At 69.8% G+C, this 14246-nt stretch carries 10 protein-coding genes; 4 read left to right on the top strand and 6 right to left on the bottom strand.

The window, feature by feature from the left end:
• Positions 1–184 precede the first annotated feature (184 nt).
• The 3 genes from mgtA to AB5L97_RS03030 form a co-directional block, all read right to left on the bottom strand.
• The gene (mgtA, locus tag AB5L97_RS03040) at positions 185–2923 is read right to left on the bottom strand and encodes a magnesium-translocating P-type ATPase (protein ID WP_369046407.1); all 2739 of its coding nucleotides are present in this window, start codon (positions 2921–2923) and stop codon (positions 185–187) included.
• 156 nt (positions 2924–3079) lie between these two features.
• Positions 3080–3820, bottom strand: a complete 741-nt coding sequence (locus tag AB5L97_RS03035) for an SRPBCC family protein (RefSeq protein ID WP_369046406.1) — start codon at positions 3818–3820, stop codon at positions 3080–3082.
• On the bottom strand, positions 3817–4428 hold the full coding sequence (locus AB5L97_RS03030; RefSeq protein WP_307956796.1) for a helix-turn-helix domain-containing protein: 612 nt from the start codon (positions 4426–4428) through the stop codon (positions 3817–3819). The genes AB5L97_RS03035 and AB5L97_RS03030 overlap by 4 nt, the downstream gene beginning before the upstream one ends.
• A 116-nt stretch (positions 4429–4544) precedes the next feature.
• Here AB5L97_RS03030 and AB5L97_RS03025 point away from each other — a divergent pair, with 116 nt between their 5' ends.
• Positions 4545–5213 (top strand): hypothetical protein, encoded by a 669-nt coding sequence (locus AB5L97_RS03025; protein WP_369046405.1) that lies wholly within the window; start codon positions 4545–4547, stop codon positions 5211–5213.
• A 69-nt stretch (positions 5214–5282) separates the two neighbouring features.
• Entirely contained in the window at positions 5283–5984 is a 702-nt protein-coding gene (locus tag AB5L97_RS03020; protein WP_307956798.1) for a response regulator transcription factor, read from the top strand.
• Positions 5985–6010: 26 nt separating this feature from the next.
• Here the strand turns inward: AB5L97_RS03020 and AB5L97_RS03015 are convergent, their stop codons facing one another.
• Positions 6011–7702, bottom strand: coding sequence for a GAF domain-containing sensor histidine kinase (locus AB5L97_RS03015; protein ID WP_369046404.1), 1692 nt, complete (start codon positions 7700–7702; stop codon positions 6011–6013).
• A gap of 187 nt (positions 7703–7889) precedes the next feature.
• Between AB5L97_RS03015 and AB5L97_RS03010 the strand changes: the two genes are divergently transcribed.
• Both AB5L97_RS03010 and ppsA read left to right on the top strand, forming a co-directional pair.
• Entirely contained in the window at positions 7890–8300 is a 411-nt protein-coding gene (locus AB5L97_RS03010) for a four-helix bundle copper-binding protein (protein ID WP_307956800.1), read from the top strand.
• Between the two features lie 5 nt (positions 8301–8305).
• Positions 8306–10711, top strand: coding sequence for a phosphoenolpyruvate synthase (ppsA, locus tag AB5L97_RS03005; protein WP_369046403.1), 2406 nt, complete (start codon positions 8306–8308; stop codon positions 10709–10711).
• Between the two features lie 100 nt (positions 10712–10811).
• On the opposite strand, the gene AB5L97_RS03000 is transcribed toward ppsA, so the two are convergent.
• Positions 10812–11234 (bottom strand): Hsp20/alpha crystallin family protein, encoded by a 423-nt coding sequence (locus AB5L97_RS03000; RefSeq protein ID WP_369046402.1) that lies wholly within the window; start codon positions 11232–11234, stop codon positions 10812–10814.
• Between the two features lie 137 nt (positions 11235–11371).
• Positions 11372–14233: a phosphoenolpyruvate carboxylase gene (ppc, locus tag AB5L97_RS02995; RefSeq protein WP_369046401.1), complete on the bottom strand. Its 2862-nt coding sequence runs from the start codon at positions 14231–14233 to the stop codon at positions 11372–11374.
• Between the last annotated feature and the right edge of the window lie 13 nt (positions 14234–14246).

The following is a 14246-nucleotide window of genomic DNA, read 5'->3' as shown; positions in this document are numbered from 1 at the left end:
CCGTCAGACTAGACCCGACCGTCTTGGCCCGCGTGCCACAACGTGGTGTTACGGTGCGCTCCAGCGGCACACCCGCAGGCCTGCTGATTTGTGTGGATCTGAGCTTCTCCTCGGGCCTTCTGCACAAGCGCTGGACCCGGCCCTTCCCAACGCGCAATCGTTCTCTGGCTCCGGCGCCCGGGGGTCAGCGGGGCCCGGCCGCCCGCCCGTTCACGGGCGGGCGGCGGAACCGCGGCCTGCCAGTGTGGACAACGAAAGGCGCGGCGCGGCGGCGGACCCGCGCGTGGCCGTGGTGCAGGCCCACGGCCTTCGCGGCCGCGAACTCCTTAGCCCGGGTCGGCGCCTCGCGGGCCGCCCGGGCGTCCTCGGCCCTGTAATAGAAGTGCTTGGCCGTCTCCACGAGCACGAGGTACAGGAGCACCATGCCCACGAGCGCCAGGAAGAAGTCTGCCGGGAGCGGCCGGAATCCCACGACGTCGCCGATGGGTGTGTACGGCAGGATGGCGCCGATCGCCACTACGGTCAGGACGCTCGCGGTGAGCGCGGCCGAGGCCCGGCTGCGCAGGAAGGGGATGCGCCGCGTGCGGATCACGAAGACGATAAGGGTCTGGGTCGCGAGCGACTCGACGAACCAGCCCGCCCGGAACTCCTCGGGCGCGGCCTGGAACACCCACAGCATGAGGCCGAACGTAGCGAAGTCGAACAGCGATGAGATCGGGCCGAAGGCGATCATGAAGCGCCGGATCCCGGCGATGTCCCAATGCGCGGGCTTGCGCAGCTGCTCGCGATCCACCTCGTCGGTCGGGATGGCGAGCTGGCTCGAGTCGTAGAGCAGATTGTTGAGCAGGATCTGACCGGGCAGCATGGGCAGGAAGCTCAGGAAGGCGCTCGCTGTGGCCGCAGAGAACATGTTGCCGAAGTTGCTGCTCGTGCCCATGAGCAGGTACTTGATCGTGTTGGCGAAGATGCGCCGGCCGCCCATGACGCCGTCGGCGAGGACGTCGAGGTCCTTCTCGAGGAGCACGACGTCGGCCGCATCCTTCGCGACGTCCGTCGCCGAATCGACGGAAATGCCGACGTCGGCGCGGTTGAGCGCGAGGGCGTCGTTGACGCCGTCGCCGAGGAACCCGACGGAGTGCGTGCGCCGCAGGACCGTCACGATGCGGGCCTTCTGCTCCGGGGAGACTCGAGCGAAGATCCGCGCGCCGGGCGCGGCGGCGGCGAGGGCGTCGTCGTCCATCGCCTCGATCTCGGTGCCGGTCAGGGTGGTTCCGGGGTCCATCTTGAGCACAGAGACGACGTGCTCGGCCACGAGCGCGTTGTCTCCCGTGGCGACCTTGAGGTCCACCGCGAGGCTGGCGAGCCTCGCGAGCGACGCCCGGGCGTCCGCCTTGGGCCTGTCGAAGAAGCTCAGGAAGCCGTCGAGCGTGAGAGGCGCGGCGGCGTCGTGCGTCCCGTCCGCGGAGGCCGGCCCGCTCGCAACGGCGACCACGCGTGCACCCCGACGAAACAGCTCGTCAAGGGCGCCGCGGTCCTCGTCGGACACGTTCGTGCAGGCCGTGATGACCGCCTCGGGCGCGCCCTTGAGGATGCGCACGGGCCCGAGCGCCGAGGCTACGACGGTCTCCATGGTGCGTGTCTCGTGATCGAAGGGGCGGATGGACCGGCGTGTGCGATCGGTCAGCCCGGCAGGGAGATCGGGGAAGGCCTCCCAGAGGGCCTCGTCGACCGGGTTCTGGCCGGCGCCTGTCGCGCCGGGGACTGCGGGATCGACCTCGCAGCACAGCAGAGCGAGCTCGGTGAGCCGGCGCACGGCGTCGTCCGAGGACACCCCTGCGGGCGTCCCCGCCGCGGGAACGGCCTCCTCGAAGCCGATCCGGCCTTCGGTGAGCGTCCCCGTCTTGTCCGTGATGAGGACGTCGAGGTTGCCGAGGTCCTCGATGGCGAGGAGCCGCTTGACCAGGACGCCGCGCTTTGCGAGGAGCCGCGAGCCGGCGGCGAGGGAGGTGCTCACGACGGCGGGCAGCAGCTGCGGAGTGATGCCCACCGCAATCGCGAGGGAGAACAGGACTGAGTCGAGGAATGGCCGCTGCAGGAGCAGGTTGATGACGAGGATGCCGACCGTGAGGAAGACTCCGACCCACAGGAGCATGAGCGAGAACTCCTTGAGTCCCCGCTGGAATCCCGTCTCCGGCACGCCCTGGGCGAGCCCCGCGGCGATCCTGCCGAACTCGGTCTCGTGGCCCGTCGCAGTGACGACCGCGCGGGCCGAGCCCGCATGGATCACGGTGCCCATGAGGAGGCAGTCGGTCAGGTCGGCGAGATCCGGTCGGGCGCCACCAGGGCCCTCGGGAACAGGGTCCGCGGACTTCTCGACGGCGGCGGACTCGCCCGTGAGGACGCCCTCGTCCGCCTCGAGGCCTATGGCCTCGAGCACGCGGGCATCGGCGGGGACGATGTTGCCGAGGCCGATCCTGATGATGTCCCCTGCAACGAGCTCGCGCACGGGGAGCTGGCGCTCTGCACCGTCGCGAACTACCACAACGGTGTGGGAGATCCGCTCGTGGAGGTCCGCCGCGGTCTTCTCGGCGCGGAACTCGTTGGCGAATCCGAGCAGCGCACTGCCGAGGAGGATCGCGATGATGATGGTCGCGTTGAGCTGGTCCCCCGTTGCGAAGGACATGGCCGCGGCGGCCACCAGAAGCGCCTGGAGCGGGCTCGCGAACTGCCGCACGAGCACGTGGAACCAGCTCACACGATGGGCCTCAAGCACGTTCGCGCCCTGCGCGAGGCGCCGCGCGGCCTCCTCCTCGGTCAGGCCGCGCACCGAGGTCCCCAGCGCTGCCAGGACTCCCTGCGCCGGCATGGCCGCGGCCTCCGCGACCGCCAGCTGAAGTCTCTCCGAGACCGTCTCTGTGCTCACGGGGTCATGCTACGCGGCCCGGATGACCGTTCAGCGACCTACCGATGCGGGGTCACCACCCAACGATGCGGGGTCACGTCTCTATGACGGCGAATGCCCCGTTTAGAGACGTGACCCCTCATCCCGGATAGGTGACCCCGCAACAGGCTGTGGTTGCTAGGCGTAGAGCTTCCGGAGGTAGGCGCCCCACGCGGCGGCGTGGTGGTCCGCGAGGGCCGACCGCGCGGCGTCGTCCGCGGTGGTGCCGCCACCGACCGGGTCGCCGGACCCGAGCGAGAAGTCATGGACGGTCAGGCCCACGCGGTCGCCGAGGAGGTTGCGGCCGAACACACGCACCATCGCAGCCGCAGTGCGCAGGCCGAGGAAGTACTCGTTGGCGTAGTCAACAGTCGCCTCGACTGGCCCGAGGCCGGGCACGTCCAGATCCTTCTTCTCGCCGGGAATCACGCCGCTGAGCCCGAACGAGGCGAGGAAGGCCTCGAAGGCGTCGGGCGCGGTCGCGCCGTCGGGCCCCTGGACGTCCACGAAAACCACGGCGCGGCCGTCGAAGTGCGTGAGGTACTCGCCGAGCGTGTGGAGGTAGAAGGCGGTGTGCTTGGCGGCGCCGTCGTACTGCTGCTCCCAGTTGTCGGTGAGGACGCCGGAATGGACGTAGTGCAGGTGAGCGCCGTCCGGTCCCTCGGTGATGACGTGCTCGAGCTGGTTGAACCAGCCGTCCGGTCCCTCCATGCGGGTCACGAGGTGCGCGGGGCGCTCGTCGACGGTTCGCACGGCCGGCCATTGGTCGGTCGGGAACATCCACGCGGCGGTGTCGTCGGTGACGGCCTTCCAGATCCGCTCCGGCGCGGCGGCCAGCTCAACGTCCTGGACGATCTCGAAGGGATGGTTCTCGGTCATGGCTGCACTTCCTTGGGTTGATTCTGGTCTTCTCTGAGGGTCGGATGAAGCGCGACGACGAGGCGGTGCTTCCGTCCGCCTGGCGCCTCTGGTTCGTGGTATTTCTTGGCCAGCCGCGCCACCTCGGCAGCGAGCTCCTCTGCGAAGTCGGCCCGTGAGGCCGCGGACGCGAAGGTGATCTCGCCGTCGACCGCAAAGGTGGCCAACGGCTGCTTGGCCGCGACGGCTCCCGAGAGCAGCCGCCCCACCTCGCGCACGAGCCGCGCGGCGAGGGCCAGGAGCCAGTAGGCGCTGAAGCGGTCGCGGAGGTGCTCGGGGTCGGGCTGGACCACCGCGAGCGCCGCGGGCGAGATGACGTACGCGGCAGCCGTGGCCTGGAGCACGCGCTCCATGACGTTGCCCTTGCGCCGCTCCTCGACGAGCGCCACGAGCCCGTGCTCCTCGAGCGAACGCAGATGGTAGTTGACCTTCTGCCGCGGCAGGCCCACCCTCGCGGCGAGGCTGGCGGCGGACGACGGCGTGGCCAGCTCCCGCAGGAGCCTCGCCCTGAGCGGGTCAAGACTCGCGGCGGCCGCGGCCGCATCCTCGATCACGACGACATCTTGCATGTCTCCAGTGTGCCAACCGACAAATTAGTTTGTCAAGGAGATTTCAACTGTCTGTGCGAGCGGGCGTTTACCCTTGAATCAGCTGAGGCTGGGCGGCATCCGGTGAAGGAGCAGCTATGCGCACGGACAGCAGTCCCCTCGGCCAGCACCCCCAGGACCTTCCCGCCGGCATTGCCGGGTACATGGCGGCCGGCCTCGGAATCGTCGCGGTGGCGGCGCTCGGTGCCATGTACGCCGTCGAGGTGCCCCGCGGCGGGCCCTACATCTTCGGCGGAATCAACGACTTCACCGGCGGACTGTTCTTTCTGGCCGCGATCCCGCCCATCATCCAGGTCCACCGCCGGCTCGGTGATGGACCGTGGAGCAGGACGGCTCTCGCGGCCACGGCCGCCGGATCCGTCGCGGCGGCCGCAAGCGGCATCCTGATCTCCTTCCACATGATCCCGTTCGGCCCCTCGACCGCCGTGTCGATGGTCGGCATCATCGGCCAGGCCCTCTGGGCGGCCGTGGCCAACCACAAGCTCGCGAACCGCCCCCGGTACCCACGCCGGCTCGCCCAGTGGGGCCGCGCAATCGGGCTCGGGATGCTCGTGGCCCTGCCGATCGTCGGCGCCGGATACGCCGCCGGAGCCGTGCCCGCACTCCAGACGGTGCTCTACGCCGTAGGCGGTGCGATCGGAGGGGCGGCCTACCTCGGGTGGCCCCTCTGGCTCTTGGCGGTGGGCCGACGCCTCGCGGGCCGCACCGAGGGGGCACGCCGGCGGCCGGCCGCACGCCCCGCATAAGCGCCTTGTGACAGTCCTAAGTCCCTAGCGCGCCCCATGCTGCGCGCACAGAATGGGACAATCATGGTGATGGCGAGGGAGAGGACGAGCGCAGTGCTGGACGAATCGCCGACGCGGGCTGCAGGGACAGATCGCCTTCGCGTCTTCATCCTCGACGATCACGAACTGGTGCGACGGGGGCTCCAGGAACTGCTCGAGGACGAGGGATTCGAGGTCGTCGGCACCTCGGGGACGGCAGCAGAGGCTGCGCGCAGGATCCCTGCGCTCAAACCCGATGTGTCCGTCTTGGACGTCCGGCTGCCGGACGGCACCGGGATCGAGGTGTGCCGAGACATCCATGCGGTCGACCCGACCCTGCCGTGTGTCATGCTGACGAGCTACAACGACGAGGACTCCCTGCGCGGGGCCATCCTCGCGGGCGCCAACGGATACGTGCTCAAGGAGATCCGCGGCACCGAGCTCATCACGGCCCTCCGCCGTGCGGCACGCGGCGAGTCCCTCTTCGATCCGGCGCTCAAGTCGAAGGTCCTCGCGGGCCTCGCACCGCGGGAAGAACCCGAGGATCCCCGGCTCGAGATCCTCAGCCCGCAGGAGCGCCGCGTCCTGGCACTCATCGGGGAGGGCATGACCAATCGGGAGATCGGCGAGAGGCTCTTCCTCGCGGAGAAGACGGTCAAGAACTACGTCTCCTCGCTTCTGGCCAAGCTCGGCTACGAAAGGCGCACGCAGGCCGCACTGTTCATCGCCCGCAACGGCGCGCACGGCCACTGACGGCCTCAGCGTTCAAGCCGCTGGCCTCAACGCCTGCCGACGGGAACTACCCAGCGCAACCGCGTGCCGCCGTCCTCGGCGGGACCGACTTCGAAGGTGCCGCCGAGCGCTTCGGCGCGCTCTTCGACGTTCTTCAGTCCGCTGCGGCGCGTGATCTCGCCGAGTCCGTACCCGTCGTCGGCCACGACGATCTCGAACTCGCCGTCGGACACGGTGGCCGTGACCCACAGCGAATCGGCGTGCGCGTGCCGCACCACGTTCGAGACGCCCTCCGTGAGCACCGCGAGCGCCTGATCGCCCACGGCCGTCGGCACGGCCGAGTCGATCGGGCCCAGGAGCTCGACGCGGGGGGTCGTCGGGAGGTCTCCGGTCGCCTCCTGCACCACGCGCACCAACCGCGCGCTCAGGCTGTCCCTGCCCTTGGCCTCGTTGAGGGAGTAGATGGTGTTGCGCAGTGCGGTGATGGTCTCGTCGAGCTCGCCGGTGATCGAGTCGATCTTGGACGTGGCCCGATCACCGTCGAGTCCCTGCGCCACGAACCTCCGGAGGCCCTGAAGGCTCAGGCCGGCTGCGAAGAGCCTCTGGATGACCACATCGTGGAGGTCCCGCGCAATGCGGTCCCTATCGGTGAAGACGACCAGGTCCTCACGCTGACGGTGCTGGCGCGCCACCTGCAGTGCGAGGGAGGAGTAGGCGAAGAACACGGGCGCCATCTCGACGTCGACCGCGGGGAAGGGAGTCCGCCCCGACTGGCCGAAGATGACGGCGCCCAGGTCCTGGCCCGGCTGGCCGGCAGGCACCACGAGGGCGTGCCGGACTTGGGTCTCCGGCCCGAAGACCTCGGGGCCGGTCAGGACGAGCGTCTCCCCGGTCACGGAGACCTTCGACGCGACGGCAATCGCGCCGGCGCGGGCAACGTCGTCGAAGTCATCCTTGAGAGGGCCGAACACCGCCCGCCACTCGTAGCCCGGGGCTCCCGCCCGCCGACGCGCGATGGCGACAATGTCCGATTCGGTAATCTCCAGTGCCTGGTCCGCAATGAAGGCGCTTCCGGTCGAGAGGTCCTCCAGGGCGAGGATCTTCCCCGCCACGTCCATGCTGGCCTCACGCCACCGCTGGCGCCGGGCGGTGTCGGCGAAGAGCCGCGCATTCTCGATCGCCACTCCGGCGGCCGCGGCGAGGGCGACGACGAGGTCCTCGTCCTCGGCGTTGAAATCCTCGCCGCTGGCCTTCTCGGTGAGGTAGAGATTCCCGAAGACCTCGTCGCGGACTGTGATGGGCACACCGAGGAACGTCTTCATCGGCGGGTGGTTCGCGGGGAACCCGTAGGAGTCCGCGTGGGAGCCCAGATCGTGGAGGCGGATCGGGTTGGGCTCGCGGATGAGCAGGCCGAGCACGCCGTGGCCGGTGGGCCGGGGACCGATCCTGCTGACGGTCTCGTCGTCCATCCCCACGGTCAGGAAGTGACTCAGTGCCGTATGCTCCGGGGTGAGCACGCCGAGTGCGGCGTACTTGGCACCGACCAGCTCACGCGCCGAGGTCACGACCCTGTCGAGGACCGCCTCCAGGGTGAGGTCCTCCGCGATGGACACAACGGCAGAGAGCAGCCCTCGCATCCGCTCCTGCGTCTCCAGCAGTTCGTGCGCGCGGGAGACGACTTGCCGCAGCAGGTCCTCAATCCTACCGGCGGAACTGCCCAAGATTGGCGCGTCGTCCATTGAAGCTTCCACAGGCCCTCACCCCGTCCCAAGTATGCCCAGAAGTTGCCGTCTGTCTCCACTCCAAGACACGGTTTTCATCACTTTTCGCAGGACCAAAGACTCTCGCCCCCGCCTCGGTTCCCCGCAACGATGAGGCGAGGGGCGGCGTCGCCCGTCTCCCGCCACTGAAAGTCGAGGAGAACCGATGTCCCAAGCCCGCCAGGCCCTCGTGGTCCACCCCGCCGCACCGGACATGGAGGAGGCCGAGCGCACGGCCCTGAGCGAATGCATCGACGCTGCCCTCGACTGCACCCAGGCCTGCACCACTGGCGCCGACAGCTGCCTCGAGGAGCCGGGCGTCACGCATCTGAGACACGTCATCAGGGCCCAGCAGAACTGCGCGGTGATCTGCTCCGCCACGGCGCAGGTCCTCTCGCGGTTCGGATCGGACTTCGGCCCGACTCCAGCCTCGGTACTGCGGGCACTTGACGACGTCGCCGCCCTGTGCGAGGACGTCTGCCGCGTGTATGCGGGGGCCTACGCACACTGCCGGGTCACGGCCGACTCGTGTGCCAGGGTGCGGGCCGCCGCCGCAGCGATGCTGGCACTGGACTGAAGCCCATGTCCGCGCCAGCCCGGCCCGAGACAGAGCTTGTCCTCCCGTTCGACGTGGTCGGCATCGAGGACGTTCCGCGTGTCGGCGGCAAGAACGCCTCCCTCGGGGAACTCACCCAGCATCTCCGCGCGGCCGGCGTAGCCGTCCCCGAAGGCTTCGCCACGACCGCCGACGCGTACCGCCTGTTCATCGGCGAGAACAGCATCCGCGATTCCATGGCCGCGCTGGTGGACGCCTACCGCTCCGGGCAGACGGGCCTGAGGGACACCGGAGCCGCCCTCCGCGAGCTCATCCTCTCCGGCACCTTCCCCGAGACGCTCACGACGGCGATCACCGCCGCCTACCGCGACCTCGCCACCCGCGTGGGCCGGGACCGGCCTGCCGTGGCCGTGCGGAGCAGCGCCACCGCAGAGGACCTGCCCGAGGCGAGCTTCGCGGGCCAGCAGGAGACGTACCTCAACGTCACGGGCGAGCGGGAACTCCTCGACGCATGCCGCCGCTGCTACGCCTCCCTCTTCACGGACAGGGCGATCATGTACCGCGAGCTGCGCGGCATCGACCACCTCGACGTCGCACTGTCCATCGGGGTGCAGCGCATGGTCCGATCCGACCTTGCCGGCTCCGGCGTCATCTTCTCGCTCGACACGGAGTCCGGCTTCCCGCGCGTCGTCGAGATCAGCGCGGCATGGGGCCTGGGCGAGACCGTGGTCCAGGGCTCGGTCAACCCGGACCGCTACGAGGTGTTCTCGCCCCTCCTCAGCGACGCGACGGCGCGGCCCATCATCGGCAAGGCGGTGGGCGAGAAGGAGCGCAAGCTCGTCTTCGCCCGGAGCGGCTCGGGCACCCTCCTCCTCGACACGCCCGGGGCGGAACAGGAACGGTTCGTGCTCGAGGACGACGAGGTCCTGACGCTGGCCCGGTGGGCTCTTGCTGTGCAGGAGCACTACGGCCGGCCGATGGACATGGAGTGGGCCAAGGACGGGCAGACCGGGGAACTGTTCATGGTCCAGGCGCGGCCCGAGACCGTCCAGGCCCAGCGCAGCAGCTCTGCGTTCAGCATCCACAGGCTCACGGGCTCCGGGCCGGTCCTCGCGCGCGGCGCGGCGATCGGCGAGGCGATCGCCTCCGGCGAGGCATGCGTGATCGCCGACGCCTCGGACATCGGAAGCTTCCGCGACGGTGCCGTGCTGGTGACGACGATGACTGACCCGGACTGGGTCCCGATCATGAAGCGCGCCGCCGGCATCGTCACGGATCACGGCGGGCCCACGAGCCATGCGGCGATCGTGAGCCGCGAGCTGGGCGTGCCGGCCGTGGTGGGCACCGTCCACGGCACGACGGCGATCGCCGACGGCGAGCCCATCACGGTCTCGTGCGCCCAGGGCGCCGAGGGGCTGGTCCTGGGCGGCCTCGTGCCGTTCGAGGTGGAGGAGGCCGACGTCGGCGAACTCCCCGAAACGCGCACGCGCATCATGGTGAATCTGGCCGACCCCTCGGCCGCGTTCCGGTGGTGGCGCCTGCCGGCGGCCGGCGTGGGCCTTGCGCGCATGGAGTTCATCATCAGCAACCTCATCAGGGTCCACCCCATGGCGCTCGTGCACCCCGAGCGTCTGGCCGACGCCGCGGACGCCCGCGCGATCGCCGAGCTCACGCGCGGCTATGCGGACCCGACCGAGTACTTCGTGGACCGCCTCGCGACGGGGATCGCGAAGATCGCCTCACCCTACTACCCGGCCCCGGCCATCGTGCGGCTCAGCGACTTCAAGACCAACGAGTACGCGAGCCTCCTGGGCGGGGCCAATTTCGAGGAGGCCGAGGAGAATCCCATGCTCGGCTTCCGCGGTGCCTCGCGCTACCACGACGAGCGCTACCGGGAGGGCTTCGCCCTCGAGTGCCGAGCCCTGAAGAAGGCGCGCGAGGAACTAGGGTTCGCGAACGTCGTCGTGATGGTGCCGTTCTGCCGCACCCCCGCCGAGGCGGATGCCGTCCTGGCCGCGATGGCCGAGCACGGGCTCGCGCGCGGCGAGAACGGGCTCAAGGTCTACATGATGTGCGAGATCCCCTCGAACGTGGTGCTCGCGGAGAAGTTCGCGGCGCGCTTCGACGGATTCTCGATCGGCTCGAACGACCTCACGCAGCTCGTACTGGGCGTGGACCGCGACTCGGCGATGCTCGCCGCCCTCTTCGATGAGCGGGACGAGGCCGTGACCACCGTGATTTCGGAGGCCATCAGCAAAGCGCACGCGGCCGGCATCCCGATCGGGATCTGCGGGCAGGGACCGAGCAACCACCCGGACTTCGCCGAATTCCTCGTAGGCGAGGGCATCGACTCGATCTCCCTCAACCCGGACAGCTTCCTCAGGACGGTGCCGATCATCGCTGCCGCGGAGGCCCGCCGCGACAGCGAGTGACCCCGCAACGCTGGGAGGTGACCTCGCATCTGCGATCCGAGGTCACCTCCCAGGAACCCGACGTCACCTCCAAGGCCATGCGGGGTGGCCTTCTGGCGCGTCAGCCGCGGGTGACGTTGATCTTGGACTGCGGCGGTGTGGGCGGCGTCGTCGGGACGGGAACCCGGACCTCGAGCACTCCGTCCTTGTAGGTCGCGGTGACCGACTCGGCCGTGGCGCCCTCGGGCAGCGGGAGCGTGCGGGAGAACGAACCGTACCGGAACTCGCTGCGGTAGGAGTCCTTCTCCTTCTGCTCCGTCTTCTCCTCCCGGAAGCCCGAGATGTGGAGGGACCCGTCCACGATGCTCACATCGACGTCCTTGTCCGGATCGATCCCGGGCAGTTCGGCGCGGACGATGAGCGAGTCGCCGTCGCGTACCTCCTCAACCTTGATGGCCACGCTCGAGGTGTCCCCCTCGAAGAACTTCTCCAGGAGCTCGAACGGCCGCCTGCGCGGATCCAGCCAGTGTGCAAGCTCGGACATGACTGATCACCTTTCCTCGATGCATGGGCATCCGTTGTCGGCCCACTGCATCCAGCGTCCCGCGCGTCCGGCCCTTCGCGGAAGGGACGGAGGTCCCGTCGCGACCGTGGGTCTGCGGACGTGGCCGTGCCGACCCGTCAACCGGTGTTGCGCAGGCCCGCCGCGATGCCGTTGATCGTGATGAGGAGGGCCCTGCGGAGGCTCGCCTCGACCTCGCGCCCTTCCCTGTCCCCGTGCCCTTCGCCGCCACCAGCGCGCAGCCGCCGCAGCAGCTCCACCTGGAGGTAGCTGATGGGGTCGAGGTACTGGTCCCGGATCTCCAGTGTCCGCTTGAGGGTGGGAGCCGCGGCGAGGAGCTCGTCCTCTCCGCTCAGGCGGCGGACCTCGGCAACCGTGAGCTCGTACTCGGCACGGATGGTCTCGAAGATCCGGTGGAGTCCCACGGGCACGAGGCTCGTGACGTAGTGCGAGGCGATCTCGAGGTCTGTCTTGGCGAGGGTCATCTCGACGTTGGAGATGACCGACTGGAAGAACGGCCAGCGCTGGTGGATCTCGCGCAGTTCCGCATCCTTGCCGGCCTCGCGGGCAGCTCGCAGCCCCGAGCCGACACCGAACCATCCGGGGATGATCTGCCGCGACTGGGTCCACCCGAACACCCACGGGATGGCTCGCATCCCCTCGAGCCCCGCGGCAGCGTCCGGGCGGCGAGCCGGCCGTGAGCCGATGTTCAGCTCCCCGAGCTGGTCGATCGGCGTCGACGCCGAAAAGTAGGCCGCAAGGTCCGGATCGTCGATGAGGGAGCGGTAGCGCGCGAACGCGGCGTCGGACATCAAGTCCATGAGTTCGCTGAAGCGCTCGCGCTCATCGAGCGTGGTGCGGGGATCGCGGTGCAGGGCCGTCGCGCGCATGACGGCGGCGAGGGACAGCTCGAGGTTCTCGCGCGCAAGCTCGGGAAGCGAGTACTTGTCGCTGATCACCTCGCCCTGCTCGGTGAACTTGATCTCCCCCTCGAGGACCCCGTTGGGCTGGGCCATGATCGCATCCGACGTCGGGCCCCCGCCGCGGCCCACGGACCCGCCGCGGCCGTGGAACAGCCGAAGCCGCACCCCATGTCCCGCCACGACGTCCCGCAGCAGCCGCTGCGCCTTGTGGATCTCCCATTGGCTCGTGAGCACCCCGGACTCCTTGTTGGAGTCGGAGTAGCCGAGCATGACTTCCTGGACGTCGCCGCGCAGCCGCACGAGTTCGCGGTAGGCGGGCGCGGAGAGCAGGGCGTCGACGATGTCCGCCGCGGCGTGGAGCTCCTCGACCGTCTCGAGCATCGGCGCGAAGCCGATATGGGCGTACGGCGACTCACCGTGCAGACGCACCAGCCCGGCCTCCCGGGCCAGCAGCGCCGGCGCAAGCACGTCCTCGGCGCCACGCGCCATAGACACGACGTATGTCTCGATGACGTCGGGCCCGAGGGTTCGCCGCATCTGCCGGATCACGCGCATCGTCTCGTACACACGGCCGGCATGCCCGGGCAGCACCACGGGATGGCTCGAGATCGGCCGGCGCGAGCCGAGCTCCGCGGCGAGGACCTTGCGCCGCTGCTTCGGCGCGAGCTCGCTGTACCTGCGGGGCAGTTCGGAGAGCGGGTCCAGCAGGAGCCCCACGGCCTCGTGGTGGTAGTCGGAGTGCTCGCGGATGTCCAGCGTCGCGAGGTGGAGCCCGCTCGAGGCGAGGAGGCGGCGGGCGTCGGCCAGGACGCCGTCGGCCGCGAGGGGCGAATGGGTGCGCAGGGAGCGCTCGAGGATGTCGAGGTCCGCGTCCAGCTGGGCCATGCTCACGTAGTCGCGTCCCGGCTCGTGCTGGGCCGCGGCCGCGACGCGGCGGGCCGTGTTGAGCAGCTTGGCCTTGATGCACGTGAGCTTGAGCCGGTAGGGCTCGTGGGCGTTGAGCTCGAGGACCCGCGGGTCGAGGCCCGGGAGCTTGGCGAGGTCGATGCGGATGGACTCTGCGAGCTCGGGCTCGACACGCGTGATGTCCGTCGAGTTGGACAGGGTGCTGATGAGCTCGTCGATGATCCCGACGGCGATCCGCATCGCGTGCTGGTTCTGCAGGCCGAGGATTTCGCGCGTCACCTCAGCGGTCACGTTCGGATTGCCGTCCCGGTCGCCGCCGATCCACGAGCCGAACCGGAGCGGGGAGCGGTCCGCCGGGAGGGTGACGCCATGCTCGGCGAGCAGCACCGAGAGCTCGTCAAGGACCTCCGGCAGCGCGCCCGAGAAGATCTCGCCGAGGTAGTAGACCGCGTTGCGCGCCTCGTCGAGGGGGGCCGGGCGGACGAGGCGCAGCTCGTCGGTCTGCCACATCTGGTCGATGAGCTCCGCAAGGTGTCGGTCCTGCCGGCGGCGCAGCGCGGTCCCGTCACCCGAGGGCACGGCCAGGATCCTCGAGACCGCGCGGAGCTTGTCCAGGACCGACCGGCGCGTCGCCTCGGTCGGATGCGCCGTGAAGACGGGGCGCACGTCGAGGACGTCCGCGACGGCCTGCAGGGTCCGGGTGCCGGCCTCCTCCGCGATGTCGTTGACCGCGGCGGCGAGCCACCCGCCGTCGTCCGGTCGGTTGGCGAGCTCACGGACGCGGTGGAGCTGCTCGGCAGCGTTCGCAAGGTGGAAGTAGAAAGCGAAGGCCCGCACCAGCTCGGTCGCCTGATCGAGGGGCAGGGAGGCGAGGAGCTCGCGCACCTGGGCGGCGACGTCGGCCGCGTTCCACGGTCCGAGCGCTCCGGCGCCGCCGCGGGCAGCCTCCTTCGACTCCTTCGTGAGCAGGCGCACCTCCTCGACGAGGCGCAGCAGCTCCGGCCCGTGCTGGCGCACGAGGGACTCGCCCAGGAGCGTCGAGAGGCGGCGGACATCGGCCCTGAGTTCCGCAGCCGGCCCGGCGGCCGGGGTGCCGCCCTCGGCACCGGGGTGCGCCGGGCTCGGCGGTGCAGGATCGGCAGACTCAGGCATGGCACTCCGGCGG

The sequence above is a fragment of the Sinomonas sp. P10A9 genome, from assembly GCF_041022165.1.
Taxonomy (GTDB): domain Bacteria; phylum Actinomycetota; class Actinomycetes; order Actinomycetales; family Micrococcaceae; genus Sinomonas; species Sinomonas puerhi.
Note: the sequence above shows the minus strand (reverse complement) of the source record. Positions and strands in the feature narration are given on the sequence as shown.